Source organism: Fodinibius sp. (genome assembly GCF_041642155.1).
In the GTDB taxonomy this organism is placed as follows: domain Bacteria; phylum Bacteroidota; class Rhodothermia; order Balneolales; family Balneolaceae; genus Fodinibius.
In genome coordinates this window covers 1-16,704 of record NZ_JBEPWZ010000045.1, presented here as the reverse complement: position 1 = coordinate 16,704, position 16,704 = coordinate 1, and the positions used below count along the sequence as shown (strand labels likewise).

The following is a 16,704-nucleotide window of genomic DNA, read 5'->3' as shown; positions in this document are numbered from 1 at the left end:
AGAGGTCCCGGCGTTTTCTGCCGACAGTGCATACCGGTTCGTTGAGGAACAGGTGAACTTTGGCCCGCGCAATCCCGGTTCGGAGGGACACAGGGAAACCAAAAATTATCTCTTCCGGAAGTTTCAATCGTATGCGGGTATGGAGCGTGTCTTTTCTCAGGAATTTTCGACGGAAGGCTATAACGGCGACACGTTGCAGCTTACCAATATTATCGCCGCCTTTAATCCACGGCAAACCGACCGTATTATGCTTTGTGCACACTGGGATACGCGTCCCCGTGCCGACAAGGATTCCGTCCACACGGCGCAGCCGATCCCTGGTGCGGATGACGGGGCCAGCGGGGTGGGGATTCTTTTGGAGCTGGCCCGCCTTTTTCGGGACAACCCGCCGCCCATCGGGGTCGACCTCATCCTTTTTGACGGCGAAGATTACGGCCGGGAAGGCGATACCGCTCAGTATTTCCTCGGTTCGCGCCACTGGTCCCAGAACCCTCCGGTCAGGGGCTATGCTCCCCGGTTTGGCATCCTGCTGGATATGGTGGGGGGAGAGGAGGCCCTGTTTCCCAAAGAACAGTACTCCATGGAATATGCACCCGCCTTGGTCAATGAACTATGGTCCATTGCCGAAGAGGAAGGATATGGCGCTATGTTTGTAAACCGCGAGGGCAACGCCATCTCAGACGATCATGTGGTTATCAATCGCATACTGGGTATTCCGACCATCGATGTTATCCGCCACAGGCCCGATCGTCCGGGCATGGGATTTGCTCCCTACTGGCATACGCACAACGATGATATGGATATCATCGATAAGAAAACACTGCGTGGTGTGGGAGAAATTTTGACGGAATTGGTTTATAACAGATTATAAAGATTATATTGGAGGTTGGACATTAGCCCATATAATGACATATATTAAGTTTGATATAGCCATCCCTGATGAATACCATGAGCCGTTAATTGCGGAGCTTTCGGAGATGGGCTTTGACGGTTTTGAACAGCGGGAAAATCAGATTATCACCTATATAAAAAAAGAAGATTTAGCAATCGGGGTCCGGGAGCAGATCGAACAGCTGCTGGCGGGCTTTCCCGGCCATTGCTTTATCGAAAGGGAGGAAGTGGTAAAGGATCAAAACTGGAACAGGCAGTGGGAGCAGACCGTAGGTGCCCGGGAGATCGGCCGCTTTTTTGTTAAACCCACCTGGGCAACCGATCCAGTGCCCGGCGACAAAATCCTGCTGGAAATTGACCCCAAAATGTCTTTCGGCACGGGCTATCATGAGACAACCCGACTCATCCTGAAGCTCCTGCCCGGGCTGGTTCGCCGGGATGACACCGTAATCGATGCCGGTACAGGTACGGGTATTTTATCCATTGCCGCTATCAAGCTGGGAGCGTCGCGCGTGTTGGCCTTCGACATTGACGAGTGGAGTATCAAAAACGCAAGGGAGAATATTTTGTTCAACGGCGTAGAAACAAATATTATCCTAAAAAAAGGCTCGACGGACGTCATTCCCGCTGACATGAAGGCCGACCTTCTGCTGGCCAATATTCAGCGGGATGTAATTTTAGAATTGCTTCCCGATTTTATAAAGTCCCTGACGAAAGGAGGAAGTGTTGTATTATCCGGCCTGGTAGAAAACGACCGGGACGATATCACAAGTCGGCTGTCACCGGATGCCCGGATTATCGATATCGAACAAGAAAACGAATGGATTGCCATCCATGCACAGGTTAAGAAATGAAAAAAACAGCTATTGACATAGGAACGAATACAGTACTTTTATTAGTCGCAGAAAAAGAGCAGGGAGATGTCCAAGTGATAGAGGAGCAGCAGCGGGTTCCGAGATTGGGGCGGGATGTGGATGAGCAGCGCAACCTTCCGGATGAGGCGATGGGGCGTGTGATCGATATTTTAAAAGAATATCAGCAAATAATTAACCGAAAATACCCGGAAGCCGGCAGCCCGGTGGTGACAGCTACCAGTGCAGTGCGCGACGCTAATAACCGGGAGGAGTTCCTCGAGCGGGTTGAGGAACATACCGGCCTCCGGGTAACCATTTTAAGCGGCCTGGAAGAAGCGGCCTGTACGTTTTTGGGCGCACAGTGTGTGCTTTCCGATGTGCCCCGGGACCAGCTGAAGATCGTGCTGGATATCGGGGGTGGAAGTACTGAAATAGCAATGGGCAAAGAGGCGGAAATTATGGATCGCTATTCGTTTGATATGGGGTGCGTGCGGTTTACCGAACGGTATCTTAGAAATACACCCCCCACCCCCGGGCAAATCAATGACTGCAAAAAAGCGGTCCGGGACATGCTGGCTGAGTATCCTTACGATTTGGAAGATAACATCCGGTTGGTAGGGGTGTCGGGTACGGTTACCTCCCTTGTTTACATAGACCGGCATATGACAGCATATGACGACGATGACGTTAATGGCTGCCGGTTATCTGCGGATGTGATCCGGGACTATATTTCAACTTTTCGTTCAGTAACTCCAGCTGAGCTTATGAGGCGGTACCCGGTAGTGATGGATGGAAGAGCGGATATCTTTTTAGCCGGACTGTTAATCCTCGAAGGCGTAATGGACCTGTACGGGTTTGACTCACTTATTGCATCCACCGGCGGCATTCGTCACGGAGCGATTCTTCTTGAAGAATCCCTGAATTAAAAAAGGCCCCTGAATAAATAACATCAGGGGCCCGTGATTCATCCGTAGGCAGAGTTAGCTGTGTCAGAAATTTAGATGTCGAATCGTAATCCGGCAGAAATTGCTAACTGATCGGCGTCGCCGATAACATATTTCAGCTCGGTGTAGAGATCGGCAAAGTCCAGTCCGAACTCAGCGCCTCCACCCAGATTGAGACCGACTTCCGAATTGGAAACTGATCCCATTGATCCCATGTCAAACGACCAGGTTGTATAGTTCAACCCGCCAAGTCCATATACCCTGGTGCCTTCTTCTGCATAGAAGTGATAATGGGCATTGGCGTTAAGTTCCCACCAGTCATAATTATCGGGAAAATAAATAGCCACGTCAGCGGCTCCACTGATCTCCGGGGTAAAAGCATATTTTGCACCTGCCTGGACACCTATGGCTTCTACTTCGAGACCGTAGATTAATCCCCCGCCGATTTTAACGTCGGAAGACTCCTGGGCATAACTTGTTGTATTAAAGGCCAACGCTAAACCGAAAAGCAGACAACTTGTAAGTATTATTTTTTTCATTATTCTATTTGGTTAATTTACTTTAGTGATTATTTAGTTGAAAAATTATCTCGCCTGTAAGACCCTTTCGGCATTAAACTCTTACAGATTTTCCATTGCACTTTTATATACGCACCCGGAGGTAAAATCAGATCATTTTCACTAAAAAAAATTAGAATGGGAATAAAGCGACACTTTCAGTAAGTTTTAAGCTGATATTAATAGTAATAAATAGTTTCTGCCCGGATAAAGGCATGTCAGACACAGAAGGGAGTCATACAAAAGTTTCGCAGTCGTCACGAGAAAATGCTTCTGAGAGTAGTCTCGAAGATGATGTGCTGGTAAGAGAGGCTATGGGTGGTAGTGAGCACTCCTACGAAAAGCTGGTCAGCAAATATCAGCGTGCGTTGCATTTCCATATCCGCAAGATGGTAAAAAACCATGAGCAGATCGAAGATCTGGTTCAGGAGACATTTGTCAAGGCTTTTGAAAACCTGAACAGATATAATACCGACTACGCTTTTTCGACCTGGCTGTATCGCATTGCAACCAATCATACGATAGATTACCTGCGCAAAAAGAAGCTGCAGACGCTCTCCATAGATGAGCCGGTGAAAACCAAAAGTGGAGAAATGGAGATGCAGCTGCCGGACGAAACGGCCCGGACAGACCGGGATATTATACGCAAGCAGCGCCAGCGTATGGTGCGGGAGGCAATAAAGGGACTACCCAAAAAGTATCGCAAAGTCATCCAGCTTCGGCATATGGAAGAAAAGAGTTACCAGGAAATTTCAGAAGTGCTGGACAAGCCGCTTGGGACGGTTAAAGCCCATATTTTCCGGGCCAGGGAGATGCTCTATAAGGAACTGAAGGATAAGCGGGACCGGTTTTAGACCGCAAGGTTAGTCATCCGGTCAATCACCGGAATCGCGCTGCCATTTACGCCGCCAGACTATGTTTCCAAGTTTTCCGCCACGGCCGCCACGTTATCTTTATATTTTTCGAATTTAGCCCGCCGCATGGCGCTGCCTTCAAAAAGGGCATCGTATTGCTCGTTGTCCAACTCCTTCCAGAAATCAATATCGTGGTCCAGGATCTTGTCACGGGGATGGAGGTCCTCCATTTGCGTATATTTGGCGTCGCGGTTCCAGGGACACACATCCTGGCATATGTCGCAGCCGTACATCCATTCGCCCAGACGGCCGCGGTATTCTTCGGGAATCTGTTCTTTCAGTTCAATGGTGTGATAGGAGATGCATCTGCTCCCGTCAACCCGGTACGGTTCATGAATGGCGTTGGTGGGACAGGCGTCGATGCAGCGGGTACAGCTCCCGCAGTGGTCCGTAACCTGGGTGCTATATAAAAATTCGGCGTTAATGATCATCTCACCGATGAAGCAGAAGGATCCGATATTCCTGTTAAGAAGGTTTGAGTTTTTACCGATCCAGCCCAGTCCGGCCCGCACCGCCCAGGCCTTGTCCAGTACCGGTGCCGAATCGACAAACACCCGGCCGTTGAGTCCCCCGAGCAGCTCTTCGGTAAAGGCGAAGAGTTTTTTTAGCTTCTTTTTATATACTTTGTGGTAATCACGTCCCTGTGCGTATTTGGCGATTTTAGGCTGTCCCACTTGTCGCTGTTGTCGTTTGTGATCGGGATGGAAGTAACTGCCGATGACCGAAACAACCGATTTCGAGCCGGGCACAAGTTTGGTGGGATCCACGCGTTTGTCCAAATAATTTTCCATCCAGCTCATTGTGCCGTGGCGTCCCTGGCTGAGCCACTCTTCAAGCCGCCGCTCTTCGGTCTCGAGGCGACCCGCCTTGGCAAAACCACAGGCGTCGAAACCCAGCCGGAGGGCTTCTTCACGTACTCGTTTTGTGCGTTTAGCGAGATTCACGGTTGTTTTTTGGCCAGTCATTATTCGTTGATTGGGAATTGGTTGATATACCCGTGTACTCTTTGAGCCCGGGCCTGGATAATAAAAAAGCGAAAACGGGGGATAAAGTTCGAATAATCCCCGGTGGCTATTTCCTGCCGAGTTTCCGGGGATCGACTTCCGATATGTTGCCGTTCTCAAGCCTGAGGGTTCGGTATGGGTACTGCTTAACCGTATCATAGTCGTGGGTAACCATCAGCACGGCCATCCCGCGGTTATTTATTTTCTCCAACAGTTCCATAATGGAAGCTGATGCTTTGGGATCGAGGTTACCGGTCGGCTCATCGGCCAGCATGATGCGGGGCTCGTTGGCCAGCGACCGGGCGATAACTACGCGTTGTTGTTCGCCCCCGGAGAGATCCTCCGGCATGCTTTTGCGCTTGTGGCTCAAGCCGACCATGCCCAGAACTTCGAGCACGCGCTGCTTGACATAGCTTTTTTTGGTACCGGTAACCTTCAAAGAAAAGGCTACATTTTCGAAAACCGTTCGATCCGGCAGAAGCTGGAAATCCTGGAATACAATGCCCAACCTGCGCCGCAGGTAGGGAATCTCTTTTCTCGAAATGGAGGTGACGTCAAAATCAGCTACCCGCACCGAACCGGCATCGGGAATAAGGTCGCGGTAGATGAGCCGCAGAAATGAGCTCTTGCCGGCGCCCGTTTCTCCAATGAGATATGCAAACTCGCCGTTGGCAAGCGAAAAATTGATCTCATTGAGAACGGGTCGATAATCGTAAGTGACCGAAACATTGGTAAATTCTATTACTGAGTGCTGGGACATTGCAAAACCATCGTTATTCTTAAACTTTCATCATCAGCTTCCTCAAATTCGAAGTCGCTGTATTTGGCACGTATGTTATACGCTGTTTGATCGATAATATCAAGCATTTGCTGCAGGGAATATATTTTTTGTCGGTGAACTTCCACAAATTCGTCCAGAACGGTGGCCCGGTCGGCCGCTAATTGCTGTATCCTGAACGTATTCGTGTGGATCTGCTTTTCTGCATTGTATGTACTGCTCCTGAAGAACCGGTAATTATTGTCGGTCATTCCCTCTTCATTGTGAAGATAATGGATCGCCTCCTTCGAATTACTCGGCGTCGTGAAGTCAAAGATAAGCAGGCTCCGGGAAGTGAGAAGTTTTTGACACTGCTTGAGAAAACGGATAACATGCCGGGGTTCATGAAGATAATTGATGCTGTCAAACACGCAAAATACGACATCGAAGGTTCGGTTCATGGGAATATCCAGAAAATCCATGACAGAAAACTCCACCGTGCACATTCGTTCCCGGTTCTTTTCACGTGCCCGGGCGATCATCTGTGGAGACTTGTCGGTACCCCAAATATCATAGCATTCGAGCTCATCCAGCGACAGGGCAAGTGAGCCGGTACCACAGGCCAGTTCCATAACGGTGTTGGGATCCGCATGGTGGTCGAGCATGAGCGCATCGATATAGTCAGCCCAGAGGTCGTAATCCACCTCACTCATAACCGCATCATATATTTCGGCTAACTTGGTGTAGACTGGTTCTGTGCCAGACAATGATCTCATGCTGATTTCTTTTTTCTATTGGCTGAAAGCTGTATTGCCAGCTGTAAAGCATGTTTAAAAGAAGAGGGGTCCGCTTTGCCCTTACCGGCAATATCAAAAGCGGTACCGTGATCAGGAGAGGTCCGCACGACGGGAAGTCCCGCGGTAAAATTAACGCCGGCTCCAAAGGAGAGGGCCTTAAAGGGAATAAGTCCCTGATCGTGATACATCGCTAAAACACCGTCGCAGTGCTCATATTTTCGATTGCCAAAAAAGCCGTCAGCCGGGTGAGGGCCGGTAGCTTCAATGCCGGTCTCTCGAATTTTTTGAAGGGCGGGGGATATGATATCAATTTCTTCCCTGCCGATAACTCCTCCATCTCCGGCATGGGGATTAAGTCCCAGTACAGCTATCCGGGGACCGGCGATGCCGAAGTCTTCTGTTAAGCTTTGGTGCATGGTTTGGGCATGACTCATAATGGCATGCTCCGTCACCGCCGCCGGCACCGCCGCCACCGGTATATGAACACTGACCAGTCCGACGCGCAGGCTGTCGTTGACCAGCATCATCAGAAAATCATCCGTATCGGTATGTTCGGCCAGGAATTCCGTATGTCCCGGTATGTGATAACCCGCCAGGTTTACCGCCTCCTTGGAGATAGGGGCCGTTACCAGGGCATCGGCTTTGCCGGTGTTACAGAGGGTAAGACCGGTTTCAACAGCTTGCATGGCACAGCGCCCGGCTTGCCGGCTGAGCGTTCCCGGTGCTATGGAGACGGTCTCCTCATCATAGCATTCCAGGACATTGACGGTACCGGATTGTGCCTCATCTGCCGACTCAATTATATGAAAGGGGAGATCTATCGATAGGTTTGAACGATAATAGTCAACGACTTGCCGCGAAGAGAGGATAGTAGCGATATGATGTTCAAGATCGACCTCCTTGAGCGTCTTCAGAATGATCTCCGGTCCAATGCCGTTAAAATCTCCGCTGCTGATGACAATATGCTGTGTCATAAAAGTGTTTGTCCTGCTTGCAGTTATGGTTATTCAGAAACCAATCTGAAATCACCGAAACCGGAAGTTGCCCTGAATATAAATTCCCGGTTGGGATAACTCCATATTTCAACAGTCGATCCGCTGGGAGGAAACTTGCGTTCGATATTCTGAGGGGGACCAAATTTAATATAAACTTCGCCCTGATCGCTCTCGTAGCCAATCCTGTTGCTGGTAGAAAAATTTTGGTAAGCGTAGTCGATGCGCCGGTAGTATTCGGCCATCAGCTCATTGTATTCGGTATCGGGCGTAGGGTCTTTCTTTTTCCAGAATGCCCTGAATTTGCGTTCCCGTTCGGACTGTGAGCCTTCGGAAAGAGAATCAAGGGTTGCCTCATCGACAATATAGCGCAGCATGTCGATGGCAATGTCCAGGCTGAGCAGGCTCCGGGGCATATCAATCCACATGGAATGATAGGTTGTTCTTGAAACCGTTTGTTCGCTGTTATCCCGGATCGTCAGCTGATAAGATGCATTCGGAAACGTACTGTTGGGAACCTCAACCAGGGCATAGGTAAATCCATCCGAATCTGAGGCCAGCTGAAGTATATTTTCGTTCACCCCGGTCGAAACCAATTGCGGTTTCAGCTCTGTTCGTATTTCATTATTTCCCAGTTTTTGAACAAAAACCTCTTCCCCTTTAGTGGTATCTTTCCCGGTAATGCTGAGTTCCCTTATCGTCAGGGTATAAGAATCACCCGGATCGTAATGCGGGATGTAAGCGAAAGCATAAAAGTCACTGCCATATTTTACATTGTCCCTCATACTCATCAATTTAAGCTGGTTTTCCTCTTGTTGTCCTGAATACAGCTCTTCGCCCAGTATCACATTTCCCACTTCCATATCACGGTAGGGATCAATGCGGACCGTACGTGTTCTGGAAATCCGGGGGTCACTGCGCTCGCCGCGCGTCATTTGCAGCACATAGGTATATATGCCGGGCTTCAGCTCCATCCCGATATTCCCGTACAGGAACATTAATTCGGTCTGCGTTTGTTCATAGGTTTCTGCATAAGCCGTATCTTCCCAGAAGGAACGTTCCGCCGGCTCCAGACGCTCCACCGAAATATTGCTATCTCTTTTTTTAAGCTGGGCCTCATTGGAGTTAAAGACTTCCATACTGAGATTTATGGGACTGAAAAAAGCTCTTTTATCATCGTTATTCGCAGCACTGGCCTGGTTCAGCTTTTTAAACGGAAGGGTGCGATACGAGAAGCTGTAAACCGAGGCAAAGGTGACGGTTTCGTCGGAGTTGCCGGGCAATACCAGAAAGTCAAAAAATTGAGACGGACGTTGATCGCCTATGCTTAACTGCTGGTAGTTAGCATTGCGTTGCGCTTGCAGCTCAGATACTGAACATGACATCCATCCAGCCAGCAATATTATGAGCGTTGTAAGATAATTTATCCGTTTCACAGCATTCTTTGGTTAATGAAAGACAGCCTTTCGCTCCCGTTTACCTCCAAGGTAACAAACTTAGACGGAAATAACCCAATAAGCACTTTCGAGCTCGCTAAAAATCGTTATTTTGGAAACGTTAAAACAGCATCCAATATTATCCAGTATCATACATCTATGAGTCCCACTGATTCCAAGCATTCCCCGCAGCCGGATTTGAATTCAATGATCAAAAAGATTAACGAGCAGGAAGCTGTTATTAAGAGGGGCGGGGGAGAGAAACGGATCAAAAAGCAGCATGACAAGGGAAAGCTTACGGCCCGCGAACGCATAGATTGCCTCCTGGATGAAGATCGCCGATTTCACGAACTGGGGTTGTGGGCCGGCTACGAAATGTATGAAGAGGAGGGAGGATGTCCCGCCGGCGGCGTCGTGACCGGTATCGGCCGGGTATCGGGACGCGATTGCGTGATTGTCGCCAATGATGCTACGGTCAAGGCCGGCGCCTGGTTTCCGATCACCGCTAAAAAGAACCTGCGAGCCCAGGAGATTGCGCTCGAAAACCATCTTCCGATTCTTTATCTTGTGGATTCCGCAGGGGTATACCTGCCCATGCAGGATGAGATTTTTCCCGACAAAGATCACTTCGGACGCATTTTCCGCAACAATGCCGTTATCAGTGCCCGGGGCATCCCCCAGATTGCGGCTATAATGGGCAGCTGTGTGGCCGGGGGCGCCTACCTGCCGATTATGAGTGACGAGGCGCTTATTGTTGATGGCACCGGCAGCGTATTCCTGGCCGGCAGCTATCTTGTCAAGGCGGCGATCGGCGAAGAAGTGGACAATGAGACCCTGGGCGGCGCAACGACGCATACAGAAATCAGCGGGGTGACTGACTATAAAATGAAGGACGACGAAGAATGTCTCCATACCGTCCGGGACCTGGTGGACAAACTGGGCCCCTTTGAGACCGCGGGGTTCAACCGCAAAGAACCGGTCCCGCCCTCCCGGGATGTGACAGAAATACTGGATGCCTTCCCGGACGACCGCACCAGGCCCTATGATATGGCCAGCGTATTGGAGTGTATCGTTGATGAGAATTCCTTTACCGAGTTCAAGAAAGGGTACGGGCAAACACTCATTACCGGCTATGCCCGGGTGGACGGCTGGAGCGTGGGCATTGTGGCCAATCAGCGCAAGATTACCAGGACAAAACAGGGTGAAATGCAGGTTGGCGGGGTTATCTACTCCGACTCGGCCGACAAAGCGGCCCGTTTTATCATGAATTGCAACCAAAAAAAGATTCCGATTGTTTTTTTGCAGGATGTCACCGGTTTCATGATTGGCAAGCGAAGTGAACACGGGGGCATTATCAAGGATGGAGCCAAGATGGTGAATGCGGTTTCCAACAGCACCGTCCCCAAGATTACGATCGTGGTCGGCAACAGCTACGGGGCCGGGAACTACGCGATGTGCGGACGTGCGTACGATCCGCGGTTTATGTATGCCTGGCCTTCGGCACAGATTGCGGTAATGGGCGGCTCGCAAGCCGCCAAAGTGTTGACGCAGATCCGGGTATCGTCCCTCGAAAAAAAGGGAGAAGAGATCACCGAAAAGGAGGAGCAGGAGATTATGAAAGAGATCAGTGAGCGATATGAGCACCAGACGGATGTGCGATATGCTGCTGCCCGGATGTGGGTGGATGGTATCATAAACCCCATCAAGACCCGCGATCACATTTCCCGGGCAGTCCGGTACGCCAATCATAATCCGGACATGGACGAATTTAAGACGGGCGTGATTCAGGTGTAACGGCAGTTATTTTGAATAATACAGGGTATTTTAAGCCTTAGCAAAAACCGTACTTTTGACCAATGGCGGTGTTGTCGGCCGGTTGATATCCGTAGCTTTTTATCCTGTATTCTGCAACCTGGCTTAACAGTTAATGTAAGAACCTTTATTATCAGATCATCAATGAAATCAGTACGAATATTTTCTTTTTGTATCCTCTTGTTAATGGCAGTGTCGCTGCCGGGATGGGCACAGCCGGCAGGGGCTTTTGAGAATGTCATTATCCATACGGCAGACGGCGAGGTCATCGACGGGGGGACGATCGTATGGCGGAATGGCATTATCCGTTCGGTCGGAGCAGAGGAAGAGGTGGCCATTCCCTTTGATGCCTATGTGAGAGACGGGGGCGACAGCCTGCATGTCTACCCGGGCTTTATCGACGGGATGGCATTCTGGGGAAGTCCCGATGACAATGGCCCGGGCGGCACTCCTGACGAGCCCGGTAATCCGGGATATGAGCGGGCGGGCATTCAGCCCCAGCGGTATCCTTCGGAGCATCTTAAATCCAACGACCAGGCGCTGGAAAAAGCAGCTGAAATGGGTTTTACCGCCGCTGTACTGGGACTCGAGGGACGGATGCTTCCCGGGCAGGTTGATCTCTTTTTTGTCAAGGGCAATCAGACCCCGGATAACCTCTTGGAAAGGGGACTGGGCGTGCTGGCGCAGTTCAGCGAAGCCAGGGGATCTGTTTATCCATCTACGACGATGGCACTGATGGCTCAGTTCCGGCAGCTGTTTTATGATGCCAAAGCCCAGCATCAGCAGCAGGAGTATTTCGCCTCGGTTTCATCCAACTATCCCGCTCCAACAAATGAAAAGGTACTGGAGGCGCTGTACCCGGTAATGGAACTGGAGCAGCCGTTCTTTTTTGTTGCGGATTCCAAAGAGAATATAGAGCGAATGTTGTGGCTGCAGGAGGAATTCGGCTTTGATGTGATACTTGTCTCGGGTAAAGAAGCCTATAAGACGGCGGAAGAACTGCGCCGGCGGGATATCCCGGTGTTGGCCGGTATTGACCTCCCCGAAAAGCCGGACTGGATGTCAGCCGATGGGGAAGAGAATAATGAAAACGACGAAGAAGGGGGGGAGGAAAAGGATAGGAACACGAAACAACAGGAAGTAACCGAAGAGATGCAGCACTTCCGGGAGCGGCAGCAAAAGGCTTACGAAGAGCGTATCAACAATATTAAATCCCTGAGAGAGTCGGGGGTCAGGGTCGGCTACGGCTCAAATGGACTCAAAATATCTGATATACGGAAAAATTTGCTCGTTCTGAAGGAGGAGGCAGGCATGATGGAGCCGCAGCTGTTGAATATGCTTACCCAGTCGACTGCGGATATCCTGGGATACGGCCAGCGCCTCGGTGATGTGAAAGAGGGACGGTTGGCCAATTTTACGGTTTTTGACAATCCCTTTACCGAAGAGAAGGCCAAGGGACTTTTTTCCGTATCAAACGGGGAAGTCACCGAGCTTGAATCCAAAACTTCAAATTAGCTTTTGGACATATAAACATATGAAAAAGATCGTACTACTGTTTTTTGCACTTTTGTTGAGCCTGGGCGGTTATGCGCAGGAGAAGGGATCGGTACTCATCACCGGGGGGACGGTCATGACCATCACCGACGGGAATAAAGAAAATACCGATCTGCTTATAGAAGACGGCATAATCACTGAAATCGGCCGGGATCTTTCGGCGCCGGGCGGAGTGGAAATCATCGATGCTTCCGGCAAGTATGTGATGCCGGGCATTATTGATGCCCACTCCCATATTGCGGCCGTGGATGTCAACGAGTGGACGCACCCGGTGACGGCTGAAGTTACAATGGAGGAGTCCATCGATCCCAATGATATCAATATGTACTGGGCGCTGGCCGGCGGGGTTACGAGCATTCACCTGATGCACGGATCGGCGAATGTGATCGGGGGACAGAATGAAACGCTGAAACTGCGGTATGGGGGGGACATGGACGCGCTGCGGTTTGACGGGGCTCCCCGGACGATAAAGTTTGCATTGGGTGAGAATCCCACGCGGGTACACGGTCAACGCTTTAACGTACAACCCCGCACACGGATGGGGGTTGAGCAGGTTGTTCGCGATCATTTTGATGCCGCCCTCGACTATCGGCGCAATCGCCGCGAATACCTGGAAGCCAGAGAGGCGTACAAAGAGGGAGCACGTGAGGAAGCGCCGGTACCGGTGGCCAAAAATGCGCGTATGGAAGTGCTGGTTGATATACTGGAAGGCGAAATCCGGGTGCACTGTCACTCGTACCGGGCGGATGAAATTATGATGCTGATGCGGGTATTTGACGATTACGATATTGAAGATTACACCTTTCAGCATGCCAATGAAGCGTTTAAGATTGCTCCCGAACTCCGCAAGAACAGTGCCTATACCTCCGTCTTTTCGGATTGGTGGGCTTATAAGTTCGAAGTATATTATTCCACCGCTTTCAATGCTTCTATCCTGAATGCCAGTGGCGTCATCAACAGCATCAATTCCGACAGCGGAGAGCTTATCCGGCACCTGAATCACGAAGCCGCCAAGACGGTCCATTATGGAGATACGTCGAAACAGGATGCCCTCAGAATGATTACGATTAATCCCGCCATGCAGCTTGGGATCGATGAAAAGGTGGGGAGTATCGAAGAAGGAAAGCACGGTGACGTCGCCATCTGGAGTGGTCACCCGCTGAGTATCTACAGCCTTGCGGAAGCGACATTTGTAGACGGCAAAAAGTATTTTGACCGGGACGAAGATGCGGACGATATGAGGCTGGAGGTGAACCCGGCGGACGATTTTGAGCATGCGGACCGCCGCTGGTATGAGGAGCATGGCCGCCGCGGGGGGACCTGTTTGCGGGGCGCAGAAATCCGGTTTAATGAACAGGAAATGCAATTTCGGTATCAAACGAACTAAGCAATATCAAAAATGGCGTTAGCATGATGAGAAAATTTTTGAAATTTTTCATTCCAGGTTTCCTGTTGGTTGTCCTTGTGGTGACGGCAGGAGTCGCACAAATTACCGAGAAGGCCGAGTTTGGCAAATTTGCTATTACCAATGCAACCATACACACGGTATCAGACGGTGTCATTGAAAATGGTGTGGTGTTAATTAATGGTGAAACGATTGAATTTGTCGGTAAAAATGCCAAAATCACTTCTGGCTACCAGCGTATCAATGCCGCGGGCAATCATCTGTACCCGGGATTTATGGATGCCGGCACCCAGCTGGGACTCCAGGAGATCGGTGCCGTAGCCGTGACGAAAGACCAGGCGGAGCTCGGGGAATTTAATCCGCATGTCAGGGCCTTTACGGCCATTAACCCCAGCAGCGTCAGCATACCCGTTACGCGCGTGAATGGCGTAACGCATGTCGTTTCCCTGCCGGTGTCGGGACGCCTGTCGGGCAAGGCGACGCTTATAGACCTCTACGGTTATTCGCCCGATTCGATGGCCGTATCATCCAATGCAGCGCTGCACTTGAATTGGCCTACCTCTCGGGCGGGGGGCCGGCGTAGCGAGGATGAGGTGGAAAAGGTGTATAAAAAGAACCTGAAGGAACTGAACGAATTTTGGGACCGGGCGGTCTTCTATGACGATATGATGAGGTCCTATGAGGAAGGATCCGCTGATAAAAAAAGACCGGATACTCATAAGAAATTAGAAGCGATGCGCGAGATCCTTGGCGGGAACATACCGGTCATGATTTCTGTCGATCATAAACGGGATATTCTGAATGCCATAGAATGGACAAGAAAACATCCGGACGTTCAATTTATTTTGGCGGGGGTACAGGAGGGATGGCGTGTAGCCGAAGAAATAGCGGAAGCGGGATTACCTTGTCTGGTGTCTACGCTTTACACCCCGGAGCGGGCGTATGATAATTACCAGCGGCCGTATCAAAATCCGGCTAAATTACACGAGGCAGGAGTAAAAGTAGCCATTGCCACCGGTGAAATCGAAAATGTTCGCAATGCTCCTTACCATGCGGGGTATGCAGCAGCCTACGGGCTGGGCAGAGAAGAGGCTGTGAAAGCCATTACCCTGAATGCAGCTGAAATTTTCGGCATAGCTGACAGGCTGGGCAGTATTGAAAAAGGAAAGCAGGCTAACCTGTTTCTATCGGATGGCGATCCATTCGAGCCCACCACCCACATTGAACAGGTTTTTATCCGCGGGTACAAAATACCGATGGTAAGCCGTCATTCCCAGCTCTATGAAGAATACCTCAACCGCGGTGCCGTCGAAAATGAGGGTCATTAAAAAATTTGACCTGTTTTTGGGATATTTCTCGTATACAATAGTGCAAGAGAAAAAATAACAGGTTATAAACAGATATATATCATAATGAATACGATTTAGAAAATGTCAACCCCGGGAATACAGGATTAAAAACAAGATTATCATACGTTGGCTAATAGTAGCATTCTGTGTGGGGCAATAATTCTAAATATTACATCTGATGACCTACTCGCACCGGCGTGAAAACCGGTGTGGGTTTTATAATGGATATCGGCTTCGTACTATCAAAATCCTGACAGCACCTCCTTTTCCCAGTATGTTCGACAAACAGTATCGAGAAGATTGATATTTTCCGTGGCTTCAGGCATCAAATATATCTTCTGGTGAATCTGGCCTTTAATATTCATACCTTATGCACGAAGTGCCGCCCTCTATGTTTTGCTAACCGTCATGCCCGCGGATATTGTTATTTTATTCCATATCAGTAACAGGAGGTTATAGTTCTTAATTAAAGCTTAAAAGGATGTTAAAGTTACCATTCAGGAAAATAGAAGAAGTGCTCGTTTCCATTTTGCTCAAGTATGATTTTTCCGATGCGAAGGCTCATATCATTGCCAAAACACATACCCAGTCCAGCTGCGACGGTGTTTATTCCCATGGACTGAATCGGTTTCCCCTGTTTATAGAATACGTTGAACAGGGGTTGATCAACATAACCGCTGATCCTCAAAAAATGGCTTCTTTCGGGACGCTCGAACGCTGGGATGGTCAGTTGGGCCCGGGGGTTACCAATGCTCACCGGTGTATGAATCGTGCAGTCGAGCTTGCCCGGAAGTATACCATGGGCTGCGTTGCCTTGCGTAATACCAATCACTGGATGCGTGGTGGCACCTATGGATGGCAGGCAGCTGACAAGGGAAAGATAGCACTCTGTTTTACGAACACTCAGCCCAATATGCCTCCATGGGGCGGTAAAGAAAGTAGAATAGGCAATAATCCCTTTGTTATAGCTATTCCCCGCGGGGAGGGACACGTAGTGCTTGATATGTCCATGTCGCAATTTTCATTCGGCAAAATTCACACCTATAAACTTAATGATGAGCAGCTGCCGTTTTACGGGGGCTGGGATGAAAAGGGAAACCTGTCGAAAGACCCTGAAAAAATCCTTGCCAAGGAGCGGGGCCTGCCCATAGGGTACTGGAAAGGTTCCGCCCTGTCGATGGTCCTTGATATGCTGGCGGCATTCCTGTCGGATGGAAGACACACCGCTCAAATCGGGGAGGAAGAGCATGAAACAGGTCTTTCACAAATTTTTATCTGTATTGATCCCGATCAATTTTCGGATGCTGCGTTAAAAGACCATTTGCTTAATGAGATTATTCATAACGTGCATGAAGTGTCTCCCATGGAACAAGGCCGGAGAACCTACTACCCTGGAGAACAAACGCTGGCTACCCGCAGGGATCACCTCGAAAACGGC

General features: G+C 49.9%; 15 protein-coding genes. 9 read left to right on the top strand and 6 right to left on the bottom strand.

Annotation, left to right across the window (positions count from 1 at the left end; translation table 11 throughout):
* The 3 genes from ACESLU_RS04735 to ACESLU_RS04725 form a co-directional block, all read left to right on the top strand.
* Positions 1 to 871 (top strand): M28 family peptidase (locus ACESLU_RS04735; RefSeq protein WP_372635878.1); only part of this gene is annotated, 871 nt, incomplete at its 5' end.
* A 34-nt stretch (positions 872 to 905) separates the two neighbouring features.
* Positions 906 to 1,745, top strand: coding sequence for a 50S ribosomal protein L11 methyltransferase (prmA, locus tag ACESLU_RS04730; RefSeq protein ID WP_372635875.1), 840 nt, complete (start codon positions 906 to 908; stop codon positions 1,743 to 1,745).
* Positions 1,742 to 2,671: a Ppx/GppA family phosphatase gene (locus ACESLU_RS04725; RefSeq protein ID WP_372635872.1), complete on the top strand. Its 930-nt coding sequence runs from the start codon at positions 1,742 to 1,744 to the stop codon at positions 2,669 to 2,671. Before prmA ends, ACESLU_RS04725 begins: the two co-directional genes overlap by 4 nt.
* 71 nt (positions 2,672 to 2,742) lie before the next feature.
* On the opposite strand, the gene ACESLU_RS04720 is transcribed toward ACESLU_RS04725, so the two are convergent.
* On the bottom strand, positions 2,743 to 3,228 hold the full coding sequence (locus ACESLU_RS04720; protein ID WP_372635869.1) for a hypothetical protein: 486 nt from the start codon (positions 3,226 to 3,228) through the stop codon (positions 2,743 to 2,745).
* 233 nt (positions 3,229 to 3,461) lie between these two features.
* Between ACESLU_RS04720 and ACESLU_RS04715 the strand changes: the two genes are divergently transcribed.
* Positions 3,462 to 4,100 carry an RNA polymerase sigma factor gene (locus ACESLU_RS04715; protein ID WP_372635866.1) on the top strand — a complete coding sequence of 213 codons (639 nt, stop codon included), beginning with the start codon at positions 3,462 to 3,464 and terminating at the stop codon, positions 4,098 to 4,100.
* A gap of 59 nt (positions 4,101 to 4,159) precedes the next feature.
* Here ACESLU_RS04715 and queG read toward each other — a convergent pair whose 3' ends face one another.
* From queG to ACESLU_RS04690, 5 genes are all read right to left on the bottom strand, one after another.
* Positions 4,160 to 5,125 (bottom strand): tRNA epoxyqueuosine(34) reductase QueG, encoded by a 966-nt coding sequence (gene queG, locus ACESLU_RS04710; protein WP_372635863.1) that lies wholly within the window; start codon positions 5,123 to 5,125, stop codon positions 4,160 to 4,162.
* Between the two features lie 106 nt (positions 5,126 to 5,231).
* Complete coding sequence (ftsE, locus tag ACESLU_RS04705) at positions 5,232 to 5,924, bottom strand: cell division ATP-binding protein FtsE (RefSeq protein ID WP_372635861.1); 693 nt, start codon at positions 5,922 to 5,924, stop codon at positions 5,232 to 5,234.
* Positions 5,906 to 6,697, bottom strand: coding sequence for a class I SAM-dependent methyltransferase (locus ACESLU_RS04700; RefSeq protein ID WP_372635859.1), 792 nt, complete (start codon positions 6,695 to 6,697; stop codon positions 5,906 to 5,908). Before ACESLU_RS04700 ends, ftsE begins: the two co-directional genes overlap by 19 nt.
* Positions 6,694 to 7,692 carry a 4-hydroxythreonine-4-phosphate dehydrogenase PdxA gene (gene pdxA, locus ACESLU_RS04695; RefSeq protein WP_372635856.1) on the bottom strand — a complete coding sequence of 333 codons (999 nt, stop codon included), beginning with the start codon at positions 7,690 to 7,692 and terminating at the stop codon, positions 6,694 to 6,696. The genes ACESLU_RS04700 and pdxA overlap by 4 nt, the downstream gene beginning before the upstream one ends.
* 29 nt (positions 7,693 to 7,721) lie before the next feature.
* Positions 7,722 to 9,146, bottom strand: a complete 1,425-nt coding sequence (locus ACESLU_RS04690) for a GWxTD domain-containing protein (RefSeq protein ID WP_372635853.1) — start codon at positions 9,144 to 9,146, stop codon at positions 7,722 to 7,724.
* A 159-nt stretch (positions 9,147 to 9,305) separates the two neighbouring features.
* On the opposite strand from ACESLU_RS04690, the gene ACESLU_RS04685 reads away from it, so the two are divergent.
* From ACESLU_RS04685 to yiaK, 5 genes are all read left to right on the top strand, one after another.
* Complete coding sequence (locus tag ACESLU_RS04685) at positions 9,306 to 10,940, top strand: acyl-CoA carboxylase subunit beta (RefSeq protein WP_372635850.1); 1,635 nt, start codon at positions 9,306 to 9,308, stop codon at positions 10,938 to 10,940.
* A gap of 162 nt (positions 10,941 to 11,102) precedes the next feature.
* On the top strand, positions 11,103 to 12,473 hold the full coding sequence (locus ACESLU_RS04680) for an amidohydrolase family protein (protein ID WP_372635847.1): 1,371 nt from the start codon (positions 11,103 to 11,105) through the stop codon (positions 12,471 to 12,473).
* Between the two features lie 19 nt (positions 12,474 to 12,492).
* On the top strand, positions 12,493 to 13,899 hold the full coding sequence (locus ACESLU_RS04675; protein ID WP_372635844.1) for an amidohydrolase family protein: 1,407 nt from the start codon (positions 12,493 to 12,495) through the stop codon (positions 13,897 to 13,899).
* A gap of 23 nt (positions 13,900 to 13,922) precedes the next feature.
* The gene (locus ACESLU_RS04670; RefSeq protein WP_372635841.1) at positions 13,923 to 15,245 is read left to right on the top strand and encodes an amidohydrolase family protein; all 1,323 of its coding nucleotides are present in this window, start codon (positions 13,923 to 13,925) and stop codon (positions 15,243 to 15,245) included.
* Positions 15,246 to 15,747: 502 nt separating this feature from the next.
* The coding region (yiaK, locus tag ACESLU_RS04665) for a 3-dehydro-L-gulonate 2-dehydrogenase (RefSeq protein WP_372635839.1) at positions 15,748 to 16,704 on the top strand (957 nt) is incomplete at its 3' end.